General features: G+C 64.6%; 18 protein-coding genes. 15 read left to right on the top strand and 3 right to left on the bottom strand.

Annotation, left to right across the window (positions count from 1 at the left end; all coding sequences use genetic code 11):
* Positions 1-86 precede the first annotated feature (86 nt).
* From BR00_RS10245 to BR00_RS10235, 3 genes are read left to right on the top strand one after another with little or no spacing between them, the layout of a single operon-like run.
* Entirely contained in the window at positions 87-1,007 is a 921-nt protein-coding gene (locus BR00_RS10245; protein ID WP_496477503.1) for a phosphate acyltransferase, read from the top strand.
* On the top strand, positions 995-2,134 hold the full coding sequence (gene buk, locus BR00_RS10240) for a butyrate kinase (protein WP_496477502.1): 1,140 nt from the start codon (positions 995-997) through the stop codon (positions 2,132-2,134). Before BR00_RS10245 ends, buk begins: the two co-directional genes overlap by 13 nt.
* A gap of 46 nt (positions 2,135-2,180) precedes the next feature.
* Positions 2,181-2,612 (top strand): bacteriohemerythrin, encoded by a 432-nt coding sequence (locus tag BR00_RS10235; protein ID WP_496477501.1) that lies wholly within the window; start codon positions 2,181-2,183, stop codon positions 2,610-2,612.
* Here BR00_RS10235 and BR00_RS10230 read toward each other — a convergent pair.
* Both BR00_RS10230 and BR00_RS10225 read right to left on the bottom strand, forming a co-directional pair.
* Positions 2,585-3,817: an ATP-binding protein gene (locus BR00_RS10230; protein ID WP_496477500.1), complete on the bottom strand. Its 1,233-nt coding sequence runs from the start codon at positions 3,815-3,817 to the stop codon at positions 2,585-2,587. The two genes, BR00_RS10235 and BR00_RS10230, sit on opposite strands and share 28 nt — an antisense overlap.
* A 21-nt stretch (positions 3,818-3,838) precedes the next feature.
* Positions 3,839-4,504: a PAS domain S-box protein gene (locus BR00_RS10225; RefSeq protein WP_496477499.1), complete on the bottom strand. Its 666-nt coding sequence runs from the start codon at positions 4,502-4,504 to the stop codon at positions 3,839-3,841.
* 116 nt (positions 4,505-4,620) lie between these two features.
* Between BR00_RS10225 and BR00_RS10220 the strand changes: the two genes are divergently transcribed.
* The 4 genes from BR00_RS10220 (at position 4,621) to rbp (ending at position 10,743) form a co-directional block, all read left to right on the top strand.
* Complete coding sequence (locus BR00_RS10220; RefSeq protein WP_496477498.1) at positions 4,621-6,003, top strand: efflux transporter outer membrane subunit; 1,383 nt, start codon at positions 4,621-4,623, stop codon at positions 6,001-6,003.
* Positions 6,000-7,151, top strand: coding sequence for an efflux RND transporter periplasmic adaptor subunit (locus tag BR00_RS10215; protein ID WP_496477497.1), 1,152 nt, complete (start codon positions 6,000-6,002; stop codon positions 7,149-7,151). The genes BR00_RS10220 and BR00_RS10215 overlap by 4 nt, the downstream gene beginning before the upstream one ends.
* 3 nt (positions 7,152-7,154) lie before the next feature.
* On the top strand, positions 7,155-10,238 hold the full coding sequence (locus tag BR00_RS10210) for an efflux RND transporter permease subunit (RefSeq protein ID WP_496477496.1): 3,084 nt from the start codon (positions 7,155-7,157) through the stop codon (positions 10,236-10,238).
* A gap of 226 nt (positions 10,239-10,464) precedes the next feature.
* A complete protein-coding gene (gene rbp, locus BR00_RS10205; RefSeq protein WP_496477495.1) occupies positions 10,465-10,743 on the top strand; it encodes an RNA-binding regulator in 279 nt (92 codons plus the stop codon).
* Between the two features lie 144 nt (positions 10,744-10,887).
* Here the strand turns inward: rbp and rpmB are convergent, their stop codons facing one another.
* Positions 10,888-11,085 carry a 50S ribosomal protein L28 gene (gene rpmB / locus BR00_RS10200; protein WP_281752409.1) on the bottom strand — a complete coding sequence of 66 codons (198 nt, stop codon included), beginning with the start codon at positions 11,083-11,085 and terminating at the stop codon, positions 10,888-10,890.
* 159 nt (positions 11,086-11,244) lie between these two features.
* Here rpmB and BR00_RS10195 point away from each other — a divergent pair, with 159 nt between their 5' ends.
* The 8 genes from BR00_RS10195 to glyA all read left to right on the top strand — a co-directional run bounded on the left by BR00_RS10195 (position 11,245) and on the right by glyA (position 17,672).
* On the top strand, positions 11,245-11,769 hold the full coding sequence (locus BR00_RS10195; RefSeq protein ID WP_496477494.1) for a YceD family protein: 525 nt from the start codon (positions 11,245-11,247) through the stop codon (positions 11,767-11,769).
* 8 nt (positions 11,770-11,777) lie between these two features.
* Entirely contained in the window at positions 11,778-11,966 is a 189-nt protein-coding gene (gene rpmF / locus BR00_RS10190) for a 50S ribosomal protein L32 (protein ID WP_496477493.1), read from the top strand.
* Complete coding sequence (gene plsX / locus BR00_RS10185; protein ID WP_496477492.1) at positions 11,956-13,020, top strand: phosphate acyltransferase PlsX; 1,065 nt, start codon at positions 11,956-11,958, stop codon at positions 13,018-13,020. The genes rpmF and plsX overlap by 11 nt, the downstream gene beginning before the upstream one ends.
* 16 nt (positions 13,021-13,036) lie before the next feature.
* The gene (locus BR00_RS10180; RefSeq protein WP_496477491.1) at positions 13,037-14,020 is read left to right on the top strand and encodes a beta-ketoacyl-ACP synthase III; all 984 of its coding nucleotides are present in this window, start codon (positions 13,037-13,039) and stop codon (positions 14,018-14,020) included.
* Positions 14,021-14,077: 57 nt separating this feature from the next.
* Positions 14,078-14,815, top strand: a complete 738-nt coding sequence (gene fabG / locus BR00_RS10175; protein WP_496477490.1) for a 3-oxoacyl-[acyl-carrier-protein] reductase — start codon at positions 14,078-14,080, stop codon at positions 14,813-14,815.
* 48 nt (positions 14,816-14,863) lie between these two features.
* Complete coding sequence (gene acpP / locus BR00_RS10170; protein ID WP_496477489.1) at positions 14,864-15,097, top strand: acyl carrier protein; 234 nt, start codon at positions 14,864-14,866, stop codon at positions 15,095-15,097.
* A gap of 67 nt (positions 15,098-15,164) precedes the next feature.
* On the top strand, positions 15,165-16,409 hold the full coding sequence (gene fabF / locus BR00_RS10165; RefSeq protein ID WP_496477488.1) for a beta-ketoacyl-ACP synthase II: 1,245 nt from the start codon (positions 15,165-15,167) through the stop codon (positions 16,407-16,409).
* 24 nt (positions 16,410-16,433) lie between these two features.
* On the top strand, positions 16,434-17,672 hold the full coding sequence (gene glyA, locus BR00_RS10160; protein ID WP_496477487.1) for a serine hydroxymethyltransferase: 1,239 nt from the start codon (positions 16,434-16,436) through the stop codon (positions 17,670-17,672).
* Positions 17,673-17,677: the final 5 nt, after the last annotated feature.

Here is a 17,677-nt window from a genome sequence, read left to right as displayed (position 1 = left end):
GGTACTGTTTCACCCCCTGACTGACAAGTGGCGCTGCTTGCCTCTTCGAGGTGCGTGGCCTAAGGGGGTGCGCCACGGAGGCCCGTATGTTCACATCCCTTGCGGAGATTCGCGAAGAAGCCCGACGTCGCCCCACCCGCACCATTGCCGTGGCCGGGGCGCATGACACCGAAGTATTGCGTGCCGTGGCCGGGGCGTGCGCCCTGAGCCTCGCCCGCTTTGTCTTGGTGGGCAACGCCCCCATCATCCGCCGCCTGACAGAGGAGATCGGCCTTTCCCTGGAGCATATCCCCATCCTCCACGCCGAAGACGAAACGCACTGCGCCGAGGCGGCCGTACGCCTGGTGGCCGAGGGCACGGCAGACATCGTGCTCAAGGGCTTTGTGGATTCCGCGGTGCTGCTGCGTGCCGTCCTCGACAAAAAAAGCGGCCTGCGCACCCCGCGCACCGTCAGCCATACCGTGGTCATGGACATCCCGGGCACCAACCGCCTGTATCTACTCACCGACGCCGCCATGATCATCGAACCGGATCTTGCCACCAAGGCGGCCATCATTGCCAACGCCCTCACCGTGGCCCAGACCCTGGGCATGGATGATCCCATTGTCGGGGTACTGTGCGAGTCGGAAAAGGTGCACCCCAAGATGCGCTGCACCCAGGACGCCGCGAGCCTGGTGGCCATGAACGCCGCCGGCGAGCTTCCCGGCTGTCGGGTAGGCGGCCCCTATGCCCTGGACGTGGCCGTGGACCCGAGATCCGCGGCCAAAAAGCTCCCCAGCGATCCCCTGGCCGGCCGCGCGGACATCCTGCTTGCCCCAAACCTTGCCGCAGGCAACATCCTCTATAAGAGCCTCATGTACTTTTCCCGCGCCGCCTCCGCCGGCGTGGTCCTGGGGGCCAAGGCCCCCGTGCTGCTCAACTCGCGCGGCGACTCCCACGAGACCAAGATCAACTCCATGGCCTTGGGCATCCTTTTGAGCACCGGAAACACCCCATGCGCATCGTAGTCATCAATCCTGGATCCACGTCCACCAAACTGGGCGTCTTTGCGGGCACCACGCCAGCAGCCCTGGAGACACTGCGCCACGACAGCGCCACTCTGCGCGCCTTTGCGTCCCTCATGGATCAGGCCCCATGGCGAGAGTCCCTGGTGCGCCAATGGCTTATGGACCAAGGCGTGGCCCTGGAGGGCGTGGATGCCTTCATGGCCCGCGGCGGGCTCATGGCGCCGGTTCCCAGCGGTGTCCTCGCCGTGGACGACGCCATGCTGGAGGACCTGCGCTCCTGCCGCTTCGGCGCCCATGCCTCCAACCTCGGGGCCATCATCGCCCGGAGGCTGGCCCCGGAAGGGGTGCCGGTGCTCACCGCCGATCCGGTGGTGGTGGATGAGATGGACTCCGTCGCACGCTTCTCCGGCCACCCGGACATCGTACGCCGCAGCATCTTCCACGCGCTCAACCACAAGGCCGTGGCCCGGCGTGCGGCAGCCACGCTCGGCAAGTCCCCAGATGCGCTGCGTCTGGTGGTGGCGCATCTGGGCGGCGGCATCTCCGTGGCCGCGCACCGCCATGGCCGCGTGGTGGACGTAAATAACGCCCTGGACGGCGACGGCCCCTTTTCCCCCGAGCGCAGCGGCGGCTTGCCCGTGGCCGGGGTGCTTGCCTGGTGCGCCGAAGGACTCCCCGTAGAGACCATCCGGCGCAAGATAGTGGGCGGCGGCGGCCTTGCGGCCTACCTTGGGACCAACAACGCCCAGGAAGCGGCTTCCCGCATGGAAGCCGGGGATACCCAGGCCGCCCAGGTACTGGAGGCCATGGCCTACCAGGTGGCCAAAGAAATCGGGGCCATGGCCGTGGTGCTCCAAGGACGAGTGGACGCCATCGTCCTCACGGGCGGGCTTGCGGCCTGCGCCCCGGTGGTGGAAGGGATCCGCCGGCAGGTGGCGTTCCTCGCGCCGGTCATGATCTTTCCCGGGGAAGATGAAATGGGCGCCCTTGCCGAAGCCGCCGAGGCCGCCCTCGCAGGCGAAAAGCCCATCATGCGCTACGCGGCAGTCCGGCTGGACCGCCCCGGCGCGTGCTCCCCAAAGAACCCCCGCGCCGATGGTTGCCAAAACCCCGCTCCTGACGCATAAAAGTGGTGTCTTTGGACTCCAGACGCCATTCACTCAAGGAGAACGTATGCTCCAGTCCTTTCCCGTAGAGTGGGAGCCCCATTTCGCCACCGGCATCCCCAGCGTGGACGAACAGCACCAAAAGCTCATCGCCATCCTGAACGACCTTGCGGCCACGGTCGAAGCAGGCCCCACCCATAAGCAGCTCTTGGACATCGTGGCCCAACTGGCGGACTACGCCCAGTACCATTTCGCCGATGAAGAACGGATCATGGAGGCCATGGACTACGCGGAGATGGACGAGCACCGCCTGGAGCACCAGACGTTCATCAACCAGATCGAACTCTTCGACCTCGACGCCATTCTCGCCACCGAAGGTCTGGCCGCGGAAATGCTCCACTACCTCAAGACCTGGCTCTGTGACCATATCCTCGGCATCGACCAGCGCTTAGGCCAGGCTTGGGCCAGGCATCACGCCACGGGCCGGGAAGCCACCTGAGCAAACACCTGGACAAGGGCGTCACAGCTGAGCGGTTTGGCAAGGACAAAATCCATGACCGCGGCAAACCGCTGCTGATCATCGGCGCTGGTAAATGCGCTCACCGCCACCAGCGGCAGGGAAGGCTGAATCTGACGGATGCGCCGCGCCGCCTCAAGGCCGTCCAGCTGCGGCATGGAAACATCGAGCAGCGCCACGTGAAAGCGCTGGCGAGTCACGGCGGCAACCGCCTCCGCCCCATTGGAGACGACCTCCACGCGGTGCCCCAAACGCTCCAAAAGCGCCCGCGCCACCATCTGGTTGACGGGATCGTCTTCGGCAACGAGGATGTGCCAGGAATCAGAACCCACGCAGGACGTTTCCTCGAAGCGGGGTTGGGGGCTTTCCTGGAGATCCGACTCCACCTGCGCCGCCGGCCGCACCGGCACCGCAACACGAAAAGTCGTTCCCGCATTCACCTCGCTCTCCACCGTGATCGTTCCCCCCATGCGCTGGACCAAAGCGTGGATAATGGAGAGACCAAGGCCGCTGCCCCGCGCCAATTTCGTCTCCAATATTCCTTGGGCATACGGCTCAAAAAGCCGCGCTTGCAATTCCGGAGGGATGCCACATCCGGTGTCCTGTACCGTGAAAGCCAACGCCTCGCCATCCTCCGTACCGTGCAGCACGCAGGTCAGGACAATCTCCCCGTGATCGGTGAATTTCACCGCGTTGGAAAGGAGGTTGGAGAGGATCTGCTCCAGACGCGCCTTGGGGGCCGCCACCAGCCGCGAGGAAGGCAGGCCGCAGACAAGCCGCAAGTCCACCCCCTTGGCCTCAGCCTGCGGACCAAAAAGCATCACCTGGGATTCACACAACACCAGCGGCGAAAAAGCCTCGTCCACCAAAGGCATTTGGCCGACATCCAAACGGCACAAGTCCAGGGCGTCGGAAAGCAGGCGCAGCATGCTCTCCGCCCGCTCGCGGGCCTGGAGGAGGCGGCCGTCGCACGTTTCCCCCGCGCCGTCGCAGAGCATGCGTAAAAGCCCCGCCAGGCCGGAAAGGGGCGTGCGCAGCTCATGACTCAAGAACCGCAAGAACTCGTCCTTGGCTCGAGCCGCGGACTCCGCCTCTTTTCGGCGCAAGCGCTCAGTCTCGGCCTGAGTCTTGATGGCGGTGATGTCGTGGGCGACGCCCACGGCCCGAATCCCATCGCCATCCTCCATACGCAGACCCGCCACATGCACTCAGCGCCCATCACAGTCGCGAAGCTCCAGATTCAAGGGGTGGCCGTAGAGCAGACAGTCCTGCACCGCTGCTGCAAAAGCAGCCTGGGACGGCGCCGCGAACCACTCGACCACTTCCTCCAAACCCAAGGGATTGCCCCGCTGCGCCAACGGATACACGCTATCCTTGGGCCAGGTGACGTACATCCGTCCATCTTCGTGCAGCTCCCACGCCACCACCCGGCCCACGTCCATGGCCGAACGCAGGCGCTTGGCCAGACTTTCCCGCTCCCGGCGCAGACGCACCTCTTCGGTGATGTCATGGACAACGGAATAGAGGAATGTCCTCGCCCGCACCACGACGGGCCCCGAATACACCGCCACGTCGCGGAGCTCACCGCTGGCGAGCCGGTGGCGGAAGACGAAGTATCCGCGCTGCCGGGCACGGGCCTCTTCCATGCGCTGACGGATAATTTCCGGAGGAAGGATATTGATGCGGGAGATGTGCATCCCCTGCAGCTCTTCGGCAGGGTAGCCGTAAAAGCGCACCGCCGCAGGGTTGGCGCCCACGATATGGCCGGTATCGAAGTCGATGAGGAGCATCACCGTACCTGCCTGCCGGAAGAGGTTCCGAAACAGGGTCGCTTCGTCAATCGGGCTGAGCGGCGCGGGATCCCCCCAAATCATAGGCACTCCGTTGGACACTTTGGGTATCGCCTACCCCATATATCCCTCTCAAAGCAAGAAAAAAACCACAGCCAACCTCTTGCAGTCCAACCTCGGAGAAGACTACAGGCGCGGTCATGCGTGCTGTGCTTCTCCCTCTCATTGTTCTTGTTGGGGCGGCATGCGCCCCCTTTCGGCCGGCACCGATCCCGCCGCCCACCACTCCACAGTCCTACGTCAGCCCTCAAGGCACGTGGGAAGCGCCCATCCGCTGGTGGGAGGCGTGGAACGCCACAGAGCTCACCCTCCTCATGGAACGCGCCCTCGCTCACGGCTACGACGTGCGTATTGCCCGTGCGCGATTACGCCAGGCCCAGGCAGCAGCCCGCAAGGCGCGCGCCGCGCTTTTCCCTGGCCTTGATGCAGAACTTGCCCCGGAACGGCGCATCAGCGGCGGCACTGGGCTTGCCACCACCAACGATCCCCTCTGGGGGCTGACCGGTCTTGCGAGCTACGAGGTGGATCTCTGGGGACGGGTAGACGCTGAAACCCAAGTGGCGGATCTGGCGGTCGTTCAAAGCGAAGAGGCGGTGCGCACCGCAGCCATGACCGTGGCTGCCGAGACCGCCACCGCCTGGGTGGAGTTGGTGGCGACCCGCGCCCAGGCGCGCATCCTTCGCCAGCAAATCCACGAGCAGGAAGCCCTCCTCGCCGCGCTCACGGACCGCTACCTGGCCGGGACCGCCACCTTGATGGACCTGGAGGCCCAGCGCAAGGCCCTGGCGGAAACCCGCGCCGCCCTTCCCGCGCTCACCGCCACCGAGCGGGCACGCCAAGCCGAGCTCGCCGTGCTCTGCGCCCTGCCCGAAGCCGAGCTCACAAGCACCCACAGCGCCTTGCCCGCGCCCTGGCCGCTGCCCCGCGCGGGATTGCCTGCCGATCTCCTGGAGGCGCGACCCGACATCCGCGCCACGGCCACGCAAGCGGCGTCCACCGGCCTGGATGTGGCCCGGGCCAAGGCGGATCTGCTGCCGCAAATCACCCTCACAGGCCGACTTTCCGCCTCAGGGCCGAGCCTTGGCGGCATCTTCGACACGTGGCTCGTGCGCCTGGCGGCCGGGCTTGCAGCCCCCATCCTCGACGGCGGCCGCCGGATGGCCGAGGTAGACCGCGCCAAAGCCGCCCAGGAAGAGGCCATCCTCACCTACGGCCAAACCGTGGCCAAGGCCGTGGCCGAAGCAGACACCGCCCTGGCCGAACTGAAGGCCGCCGTGGACTCGTGGGAGCGTACCCGAGAGCGCTTTGAAGCCGCCCAGCGGCTCCTTGCCGCCACCATGGAGCGCTTTGCCCACGGCATGACCGAATACCCCGATGTTTCCGCGGCGCGCACGCAAGCGGACAACCTTAAGCGCGCGCTCATCTCCCAGCACGCCACGGTGCTCGCCCGCCAGATCGCCCTGGTGCGGGCCCTTGGCCGCGGCTGGCAGCATCTCTTTGCCCAGGAGATCGATTCCCCATGACCGACCCACGTCCTCACCGCCGCGCCACGCTGCTGGCGCTCGGCATCGCCCTGGTAGCCCTCGCCCTCGGGGCAGGAGCTGCAGTATATTTCGTGCGTACCAAACCCGCCCCGCCCCAGCGGCCACCGGCGTCGCTCGCCCCCAGTGTGGAAGTGATCCACCCCCAGCCGCACCACGGGCCCGTGACCATCGCTGCCATGGGGACCATCACCCCGGCGCGGCAAATCGCCCTGCGCGCCCAAGTGGGCGGTGCGGTGGTGGCGGTTTCGCCGCGCCTGGAGCCCGGACTCGTGGTCGCTGCCCAGGAAGAACTCGTGCGCATCGACCCTCGCGACTACGAAGCCGTGCTCACCCAGCGAGAGGCGGAGCTCGCCCAGGCCAAGGCCGCCCTGGAAATGGAAGCCGGCCGCCGGCAAGTGGCGCGCAAAGACTGGGAGCGCCTCGCCTTTGGGGATAACGCCTCGGATCCCCGTCTGCCCTTACGCGAACCCCAGTGGATGGAGGCCCAGGCCGCGGTGCGCAAGGCCGAGGCCAATGTGGCCCTCGCCCGTCTCAACCTGGAGCGAACGCGCGTGCGCGCCCCCTTTGCCGCGGTGGTGCAGGAAAAGAACGTGCACATGGGCAGTACGGTCTCCACCCAAGAGACGCTCGCCGTGCTCACCGACGCTACCCGCTTTTGGGTGGAGGCGAGCGTCCCCGTGGAGTACCTTTCCTGGATCGCCATTCCCCCAGCAGCCCCAGGCGCGCCGGTACAGATCCGGGCCGCTTCCGGATCCACGGCCCAGGGCGCGGTGGCGGGGCTCATCCCTGCGGTGGAAAGCGGCGGCCGCCTGGCCCGCGTCCGCATCACCCTGCCCCGCCCCCTGGAGGCCACGCCGCCGTTTCTCTTGGGAGACAGCGTGGAGGTCGCCATCCAAGGCCGCAGCATCGACGGGGTCCGCATCCCGCGCGAGAGCCTGCGCGAGGGCGACCAGGTCTGGCTGGCCACCAACGGCACCCTGGAGATCCGCCCGGTACGGGTGCTCTTTACGGACCCGCAAAATGCCATCGTCGACGGGATCGCTGCGGACGAATTCATCGTTTCCTCACCCCTTGCCGCGCCGGTGCCCGGCATGGCCATCACCGCCATCAACGCGAGCGCGAGGTAGGCCATGCGCATGCGCGGACCTCTGGCATGGATGGCCCAAAACCCGGTGACGGCCAACCTCATCATGATCGTCTGCCTGGTGGGCGGGCTCATCATGAGCTCCCGCATCAAGCAGGAAGTCTTTCCGGAATTTTCGCTGGACACCGTATCCGTCAGCGTCGCCTATCCTGGGGCTACCCCCGCGGACGTGGAGCAGGGCATCGTCCTGGCTGTAGAGGATGCCATCTCCGGCGTGGACGGGGTCAAGGAAGTCCGCTCCACCGCCAGCCAAGGGCTTGCCGTCATCACCGCCGAGGCCGTGGAAGGGGCGGACGTGGACCGGCTCTACCAGGACATCAAGGCCGAGGTGGACCGCATCGAAACCTGGCCCGAAGAGGCCGAGCGGCCCATCGTGCGCATCGACTCCCGCAAGCGCCAGGTCATGACCCTGGCCCTTTACGGCGACGCGCCGCTGCCTGCCCTGCGCGACCTGGCCGAGACCGTGCGCGACGAACTGCTGCAAGATCCCGGTATTACCCAGGTGGAACTCAGCGGCGTGCCGGACCTGGAAATCGCCGTGGAAATCCCCCAGAATACCTTGCGGCGTTACGGACTGACCGCCGTGGACGTGGCCCGCGTCATCAGCACCGCAGCCGTGGACATCCCTGGCGGCACCCTCAAGACCCAAGGAGGAAACGTCATCCTTCGCCTCAAAGACCGCCGGGATTTTGGTCAGCAGTTCGCCTCGCTGCCCATCGTCACCAGCGCGGACGGCGCCGTGGTCACCTTGGGCGAAATGGCAAAGATCACCGACGGGCTCGAAGACGCCGACCAGTTCCCGTCCTACAATGGCAAGCCCGCAGTGCTCCTCAACATCTACCGCGTGGGCGAACAGACCCCGGTGAGTGTGGCCGAGGCCGTGCGCCGGGTGGCCGCCCGCGTGGCCCCGGCGCTGCCACCAGGGATCCAGCTCTCTTCCCGCAGCGACGATTCCAAGGTCTTCCGCCAGCGTATGGAACTGCTCATCCGCAACGGCGCCCAGGGGCTCCTCCTGGTATTCGTACTCCTGGCGCTGTTTTTGGAAATCCGCCTGGCCTTTTGGGTGAGCATGGGCATCCCCATCTCGTTTTTGGGGTCCTTCCTCCTGCTGCCGGCCATGGACATTTCCATCAACATGGTCTCGCTTTTTGCGTTCATCATCACCCTGGGCATCGTGGTGGACGACGCCATCGTGGTGGGCGAAAACATCTTCCAATGGCGGGAGCGGGGCAAAGGATTCTTGGAAGCCGCCATCCTCGGGGTGCGCCAAGTGGCCATGCCGGTGGTTTTTTCCGTGCTCACCAATATGGCCGCCTTTCTCCCCATGTTTTTCGTCCCCGGAGTCATGGGCAAGATATTCCGCGTGATCCCGGCGGTGGTGCTTTCCGTCTTTACCATCTCGCTCATCGAAAGCCTGTTCGTGCTTCCAGCCCACCTGGCCCACGGAAAAACCGCACCGCGCTGGCTTGCCCCCATCCACCGCGCCCAGGAGGCCTTTGACCGCGGATTTCAAAGACTCGTGCGCCGCTTCTTTCCGCCTGTCCTCCGCGCCGCCATCTCCTTCCGCTACGCCACAGTGGCCGTCGCCGTGGCCATCCTCATGGCCGTAGGCGGCTACGTGGCCAGCGGCCGCATGGGCATGACCATGTTCCCCAAGGTGGAAGCGGACTTCGCCTACGTGGAATTCACTTTGCCCGTGGGCACCCCGGTGACGGAGACCCAGCGCGTGGCCCGCATCCTCGAAGACGCGGCCCGAGCCGTGGCAGCAGAGCACGGCGGAGAACGCCTCCTCGAAGGCGTCTTTGCCCAGGCCGGGACCACAAGCGGCAGCCATGCCGGATCCCTTCGCGCCTTTCTCACCGATCCCGAAATCCGCCCCATCGGCACGGCGGAATTCACCCGCCTGTGGCGGGAACGCGCCGGCCGCATCCCCGGCATCAAGGCCATTCGTTTCGAGGCCGACCGCGGCGGACCGGGATCCGGAGCGGCCTTGAGCATCGAGCTCTCCCACCGCTCCCTTCGGGTTCTCGAACAAGCCAGCCGCGAACTGGCCCAATCCCTGGGGCGTTTTGCCCAAGTCTCGGACATCGACGACGGCTTCGCCCAAGGCAACCCGCAATTCGAAGTCCAACTCCTCCCCGAAGGCCGCCGCCTGGGACTCACGGCCCAAGATGTGGGCCGACAGCTGCGCGGGGCCGTGTACGGGGCCGAAGCCCTGCGCCAGCAGCGCAGCCGCAACGAAGTGGTCGTCCGCGTGCGCCTCCCCAAGGAAGAACGCGACACTCAGGAACTCGTCGACACCTTTATGGTGCGCACCCCGCAAGGGACCTTCGTACCACTGCGCGCCGTGGCTACCATACGCCAATCCCAGGCCGACACCACCATCGAGCGACGCCAGGGCCGCCGGGTGGTCACCGTCACCGCGGACGTCACCCCGCCCAGCGCCGCCGAGGCCATCGTCGCGGCAGTACAGAAAGACATCCTTCCGGACATCCTCGCCCGCTACCCCGGGCTCACCTTCAGCCTCGAAGGCAAGCAGGCGGACATGCGCGAAAGCGTGCGCGCCCTCATGACAGGATTGCTGCTCACCGTGCTCGGCCTTTTCGCCATGCTCGCCATCCCCCTCAACAGCTACTGGAAACCGCTCATCATCATGACGAGTATTCCCTTTGGCCTGGTGGGCGCCATTCTCGGACACCTTCTCATGGGCTACAGCCTGAGTCTGGTCTCCCTCTTTGGCATCGTTGCCTTGAGCGGCGTGGTCATCAACGACTCCTTGGTGCTGGTGGACACCATCAATGAAAAACGGAAATTGGGCATCCCCGTGGACCAGGCCATCCCCGACGCCGCCCTGCAGCGCTTCCGGCCGGTGCTTTTGACCACCATCACCACCTTCGGGGGACTCATGCCCCTCATTTTCGAAACCTCCCGCCAGGCGCGCTTTCTCATCCCCATGGCCATTTCCCTGGGGTTTGGCGTACTTTTTGCCACCGCCATCACCCTGATTCTCGTCCCCTGCCTGACTTATGTGGGCGAAGACTTCCGCCGCCGCTTTGCGCGGGATCCATAATAAGGAAAAGAAAATCCAAAAAAGCGAAAAAATACCTTGCCAAGGGTTCTGAAACCCCATAGACGCCATAGTCATGCGCTGGCGGCAATCTTCTCCTCAGGGAGAGCGGGCAGGTCCGGCGCAGGTTTGAGGAGCCAGGAAGAGAAGATTTCCGTCCGCTCCCATGCGACGAAGCTCTCGACCTGCAGTTGTTTTTTCCGTTTTCTTTTTGAGGAGTACTGTGTTTATGGCCAAGAACATCTATGTCGGAAATTTGCCCTGGAGTGCCACGGAACAAGACGTGGAAGCCCTTTTTGCTTCCTACGGTGAAGTGGACAGCGTGAAACTCATTTCCGACCGGGAAACCGGCCGCGCCCGTGGTTTCGGTTTCGTGGAAATGTCCAGTGGTGCCGACGAGGCCATTGCCGCCCTGGATGGCAAAGATTTCGGTGGCCGGGCGCTCAAGGTCAATGAAGCCCGCCCCCGTCCCGAACGTGAGTTTCGGGAACGCCGTCCGCGCTGGTAGCATTCTGCCTGTGTGACCAACAGAAAGCCCCGTCTCCGGACGGGGTTTTCTTGTTTCTCCGTTTTTCTGCCGACCAAACAACAAAAAAAAGACCCCGCCCGGAAGCAGAGTCTCTTCAAAAATGCCCCTCTGGTACGGAAGGGGCTATGCCGCAGGTTTGGTCACCGCGCCCGAGCGGATACACTGCGTGCACACCCGCATCCGCTTTACCTGGCCCGAAGCGAGCTGGGCCCGGACGGTCTGCAGATTGGGCATGAAGCGGCGCTTGGTTTTATTGTTGGCATGACTGACGTTGTTCCCCACCTGAGGCTTTTTGCCGCAAATCTCACACATCGTGGACATGGTTTCCTCCTCATAAAAAATTATCTCCCGGCCCCAACCAAGGTCCCGGGTGAACCGCGCGAAGAAGAGGCCTCATATCCGGGGTCACGACCGATGGCAAGCAAAATTCCTTGACAAGGAAAACCGCCCCCCTGTAGAGGCGGTGCTCCGAGGTGGCGCATGACCGAACACTGGATCGCACTCACAGATCTCCCGGCGCATGGTCGGGAATTTTCTTTTGCAGATCAAGAGATCTGGCAAGAGACGTGGCGGTCGTTCGGTATGGATTTCGCTGCGCACACGCCCCTGGAAGCGGTGTTCACCGTCACCCCGCAAAAAGATGGCTTTCTCATCCGCGGGCGTCTGCGCGGCGCCGTGCGCGCCATCTGTGACCGCTGCGCGGAAGAGGCCGTGCTCACCATCGACCACGCTTTCGATGAATTCGAAGCGATTGCAGATATACACGAGGATGATGGCGAAGAAAGCCATCTGCGCCCCCTCGATGCGGGATTTGCCCTCGACGCGGCGGGGATGCTCTGGGAACAATTCGTCCTCGCCCTGCCCGCGCAAGTCCTGTGCAGCGACTCCTGCCAGGGGCTGTGTCCCATGTGCGGAGTCAACAAGAACCACGAGTCGTGTCAGTGCTCCAAGGAAACACCCCTGGCGCGGGCCCTTGCCGCCCGCGGATTCTCTACCCCTAAGTGAGGTGTATCATGCCCAATCCGAAGAAGAAGACATCCAAGTCCAAACGCAACATGCGCCGGTCCCACGACCGGGTTCCTGTGCCCAACGTCACGTACTGCGAATGCGGCAGCGCCACCCTGTCCCATTGCATCTGCCCGGGCTGTGGCACGTACCGTGGTCGGCAGTACGTGAGCACCCAGGAAGCACATGCCGAGTAGCGTCCGTTTGGCGGTGGACGCCATGGGCGGCGATGTGGGCCCGGCGGTCAACGTCCCCGGGGCCATTGAGGCCGCCCGCGCCACCGGCGCCACCATCATCCTGGTGGGGGACGAAACCGCCATTGGCGAAGAACTCCAACGCCACCCCCACCAAGGGCTCCACCTCGAGGTGGTCCATGCATCCCAGACCGTGGGCATGGCGGAAAAGCCCTCGGACGTACTCCGCCGCAAAAAAGACAGCTCCATGCAGGTGGCCTTCCGCCTGGTGCGCGACGGCCAAGCCCAGGGCGTGGTCACCGCGGGCAATTCCGGAGCTGCCTTGGCCTGCGGCATGTTCATCCTCGGACGCATTCCCGGAGTGGACCGGCCCGCCTTGGCCACCATCTTGCCGACGCTCAAGAACCCGGCGGTGCTCATCGACGTAGGCGCCAATGCCGACTGCAAGCCCTACAACCTGGTGCAATTCGGCCTCATGGCTGAAGTCTTGGCGGAATCGGTGCTGGGTATTCCGCATCCACGGGTGGGGATACTCAGCATCGGCGAGGAGGAAGGGAAAGGCAACGCCCTCACCAAAGAGGCCTACGGCCTACTCAAAAGCTCCAGCCTCAATTTCGTGGGCAACGTGGAAGGCCGGGACATCTTCCGCGGCGATACGGACATCATCGTGTGCGACGGGTTTACCGGCAACATCGCCCTCAAGCTGAGCGAAGGACTGGGATCGGCCTTGGCCACCATCCTCAAAAACGAGATCCGAAGTTCCTGGCTCTCGCGCATGGGAGCGCTCCTGGCCATGCCTGCGTTCCGGCGCTTCGCCAAGAAGATCGACTACGCCGAGTACGGCGGCGCCCCGATCCTTGGGCTCAACGAAATCGCCATGGTCTGTCACGGCGCGTCCAACGCCCGGGCGATCGCCACGGCCTTGGAGCAGGCGGCGCTCTTCGTGAAACGCCAGGCCAAGGCCCATCTGGTGGAAGGGCTCAAGGCCAATACCGAACTGGCGCTCTTTTCCCGCAGCAGCAAAACCAAATCCCCTGATCCAGCTCCGATTTCCTAAACATCTGGAAGGACCTATGCAGCCCCCCTGGCTCTGGGGGCTGGGGATGCACACCCCAGCCCGATGCATCAGCAACACGGATTTCGAAAGCATTGTCGACACCAGTGACGAATGGATCGTCTCCCGCACGGGCATCCGCACCCGCTACCATGTGGAACCCGGAGAGACCTGCTCCACCCTGGCGGTCCAGGCGGCTCGCATGGCGCTGGCCGACGCCACGATTTCCCCGCACGAAGTGACCCACCTGCTGGTAGCCACGTTCACAGGAGACTGTGCAGTCCCGCCCACGGCCTGCCTGGTGGCGCGGGAGCTGGGCATCCAGGCGCCGGCCATGGATGTGGCCGCGGCCTGCTCCGGATTCCTCTACGCCTTGGAGATGGGACGGGGGCTCACCGCGCTGCATCCGGAGGCCACGGTCCTGGTGATCGGCAGCGAGGTGTGCTCTTCACGCATCAATTTCACCGACCGCTCCACCTGCGTCCTCTTCGGGGACGGGGCCGGGGCCGCGGTGCTGCGGGCCGCAGCCAAGCCTGGGGCGCCGCTTCTTCGCGACGTCATCCTCCATGCCGACGGCGCTGCAGCGGACCTGCTCACCGTGCGCGGCGGGGGCTCCGCCTGCCCGCCCGTCCTCGGCGCCACCATCGGACCCGAATATTTCGTGGAGATGAACGGCCGCGAGGTCTACAAGTACGCCGTGCGCCTCATGACCGAGGTGAGCCAAGAAATCCTGGCGAAAAACGGCCTCGCAGTATCCGACGTGGACCTCTTCATCCCGCACCAGGCCAATATCCGCATCATCGAAGCCGTGGCCCGCAAGCTGGACATCCCCTTGGAGCGCTGTTTCGTGGACGTGGACCGCTTTGGCAACACCTCGGCGGCGTCCATCCCCATCGCCCTGACCGAAGCCCGAGCCCACGGCCGCATCCACCCTGGAGACACGGTGCTCTTGGCCTCTTTTGGCGGCGGATTTACCTGGGCCGCGGCCCTGTTGCAATTTTAGACCCGACGCCGTAGAAGATATTTCGTTTTTCATTCCTGTAAGGAGCCCCACGATACCATGAGCGATTCCATCCGCACCGCGCTGGTCACCGGCGGCACCCGCGGCATCGGCAAGGCCATTGTCACTGCCCTGGCCGAGCGCGGCTACCAGGTCTACTTCACCTACGTCAGCCGACCAGAGCTGGCGGAAGAACTCTGCGCCTCCTTGCATCCAGCCCCGGTGCGGGGCTTTCGCGTGGACGCCGCGGATCCAACAGCCATCACTCAATTTTTCGCTGAAGAAATCAAAGACAAAGTCTTTCTCGCGGCGCTGATCAACAATGCCGGCATCACCCGCGACGGCCTTCTGGTACGCATGAAACTTGCCGCCTGGGAAGAAGTCCTGCGCGTGAATCTCACCGGGGCCTTCGTCTTCCTTCAGGAAGCGGCCAAGATCATGATGCGCCAACGCTTTGGCCGGATCGTCTCCATCGCCTCGGTGGTGGGCCAAATGGGCAACGCCGGCCAGGCCAACTACTGCGCCGCCAAGGCAGGCCTCATCGGGCTCACCAAATCCGCGGCCTTGGAGCTTGCCCCGCGCGGCATCACGGTCAACGCCGTGGCCCCGGGCTTCATCGAAACCGACATGACAGGCGGGCTCTCCCAGGAGATCCGTGACGCCTACCAGGCGCGCATCCCCCTGGGCCGTCTGGGAACTGCACAGGACGTGGCCGAAGCCACGGCCTTCCTACTCTCGGACGCGGCCGCATACATCACCGGTCAAGTCATTGGCGTCAACGGCGGGATGTATCTCTAGCTCCTGCCATCACTCTACGCATTATCCCCACAGAGCGGAGGAAAACACATGTCCATCGAAGCAAAGGTCAAAGAACTCGTGAGCGAACAGTTGGGTGTCTCCATCGACGAGGTAAAGCCCGAATCGTCTTTTGTGGAGAGCCTCGGGGCGGACTCCCTGGACCTCACGGAACTCATCATGGCCATGGAAGAGGAATTCGATATCGAAATCGAGGACGACGACGCGCAGAAGATCGCCACCGTCCAGGACGCCATCAACTACATCACGGCCAAGACCAAGTAACCCCCTGCGGGCGCACGCGCCCGCAGCCCTTTTCCGCCGGCATCCCCGGCCCATTTACGAGAAGAGCATGATTGGACATCGCGTTGTCGTCACCGGCATGGCCGCCGTGACTCCCATCGGCAACAGTCTGCAGGAAAGCTGGACCAATTTGGTGGCTGGAGTCAGCGGCGTGGGCCCGATCACCCTTTTTGACGCCTCGGAGTTCGAAACCCGCATCGCTGCTGAACTCAAAGGGTTCGACCCTTCCCGCTACATCAATCCCAAAGAAGCTCGGCGCATGGACCGCTTCCTCCAGATCGCCATCGTGGCCGCAGCCCAGCTCATGGAGGATGCGGGCCTGGTCATCGCCGAAGAACTGGCCCCCGAGGTAGGGGTGATCCTCGGCTGCGGGCTGGGCGGCCTTTCCACCATCGAAGACTTCCACACCAAGCTCATGCAAGCAGGCCCCCGCCGCGTTTCCCCCTTCTACATCCCCATGCTCATCGCCAACATGGCCGCAGGCCAAGTGGCCATGTTCACCGGCGCCAAGGGGCCCAACTTGGTCACCACCTCGGCCTGCGCCTCCAGCACCCACGCCATTGGCTACGCCTTTGCCGACGTGGCCTTGGGCCGGGTCAAGGCGTGCATCACCGGCGGGGTGGAGTCCACCATCACGCCCATGGGGGTCTCCGGCTTCAACGCCATGAAGGCGCTTTCCACCCGAAACGACGAACCCGCCAAGGCGAGCCGCCCCTTTGATGCCCAGCGCAGCGGATTTATCATCGGCGAAGGCGCGGGCTTTTTACTCCTGGAGGAGCTGGAACACGCCAAGGCCCGCGGGGCCCGCATTTACGGAGAGGTCATCGGCTACGGGGCGTCGGACGACGCCTACCACATCGCCGCCCCGGAGGAGTCCGGCACCGGCATGGCCCAGGCCATGCAAGCGGCCTTACGCGAAGCGGGTATCGCGCCGGAAGACGTGGACTTCATCAACGCCCACGGGACCTCCACCAAGCTCAACGACAAGACCGAGACCCGCGCCCTCAAGACGGTATTCGGCGACCATGCCTACCGCATGCCCATCACCGCCAACAAGAGCATGATCGGCCACCTGCTCGGCGCCGCCGGCGGGTCCGAGGCGGTCTTCACCCTCATGAGCCTTGCCACGGGCGTCATTCCGCCCACCATCAACTACGAGGAACCCGACCCCGACTGCGACCTGGACTACACCCCCAACACCGCCCGGGAAGTGCCGGTGACGGTGGGCATGTCCAATTCCTTTGGGTTTGGCGGCACCAACGCCTCTCTCCTTTTCCGCCGCTTCGCCGGCTGACCTTTTGCCCCACGAGGATGCGCCATGGACGAACTCTTGCGTCAAGATCCCCAAATCGCCAAGGCCATTGAGCTGGAGACCACCCGCCAGCTCAGCAAACTCGAACTCATCGCCTCGGAGAACTTCACCTCCGCCGCCGTGCGTCAGGCCATGGGCAGCGTCATGACCCACAAGTACGCAGAAGGCTATCCCAGCAAGCGCTACTACGGCGGCTGCGAGTTCGTGGACATGGCCGAAGACATGGCCATCGACCGGGCCAAACGGCTCTTTCATGCCGGCTACGCCAACGTCCAGCCCCACTCCGGCTCCCAGGCCAACATGGCCGCCTATTTCGCCCTCATGAGCCCAGGGGATACCCTGCTCGGCATGAACCTCGCCCACGGCGGCCACCTCACCCACGGCAGCCCGGTGAACTTCTCCGGCAAGCTCTACAAGATCGTGGCCTACGGCGTGCGTCAGGATACCGGCTGCATCGACTACGACGAAGTGGAGCGCCTGGCCCTGGAGCACCGGCCCAAAGTCATCGTGGCCGGGGCCAGCGCCTATCCGCGCACCATCGACTTCGCCCGTTTCCGCGCCATTGCCGATGCCTGCGGCGCGGCGCTGGTGGTGGACATGGCCCATATCGCGGGACTGGTAGCCGCAGGGCTGCACCCCTCGCCCATCCCGCACGCCCACATCACCACAACCACGACCCACAAGACCCTGCGCGGCCCGCGCGGCGGCATGATCCTGGCGGGGGAGGACCTGGCCAAGGCCCTCAATTCCCAGATCTTCCCCGGCATCCAGGGCGGACCGCTCATGCACGTCATCGCGGCCAAGGCGGTGGCCTTCCTGGAAGCCCTGCAGCCCGCCTTCGTGGACTACCAGCGCCAGGTCATCGCCAATGCCCAAACCCTGGCCCAGGAGCTGGTGGATGCCGGTTTCGATCTGGTGTCCGGCGGCACGGACAACCACCTCATGCTGGTGGATCTCACCCGCAAGGGGATCACCGGCAAGGACGCCGAGCATGCCCTGGACCGCGCCGGCATCACGGTGAATAAAAACGCCGTCCCCTTCGACACCCGCTCGCCCTTCGTGACCTCGGGCATTCGCATCGGCACGCCTGCGCTCACCACCCGCGGCATGAAAGAGGCCGAGATGCGCCAAGTGGCGGCATGGATCGTGGAAATCTTGGAAAATCTGGATAACGACTCCCGGCTCGAAGACATCCGCCTCCAGGTGGAACGCTTCGCCCGCGAGTTCCCTCTCTTTGCCTGGTAGCCTCC

The organism is Thermodesulfomicrobium thermophilum DSM 16697, assembly GCF_059568695.1.
Note: the sequence above shows the minus strand (reverse complement) of the source record. Positions and strands in the feature narration are given on the sequence as shown.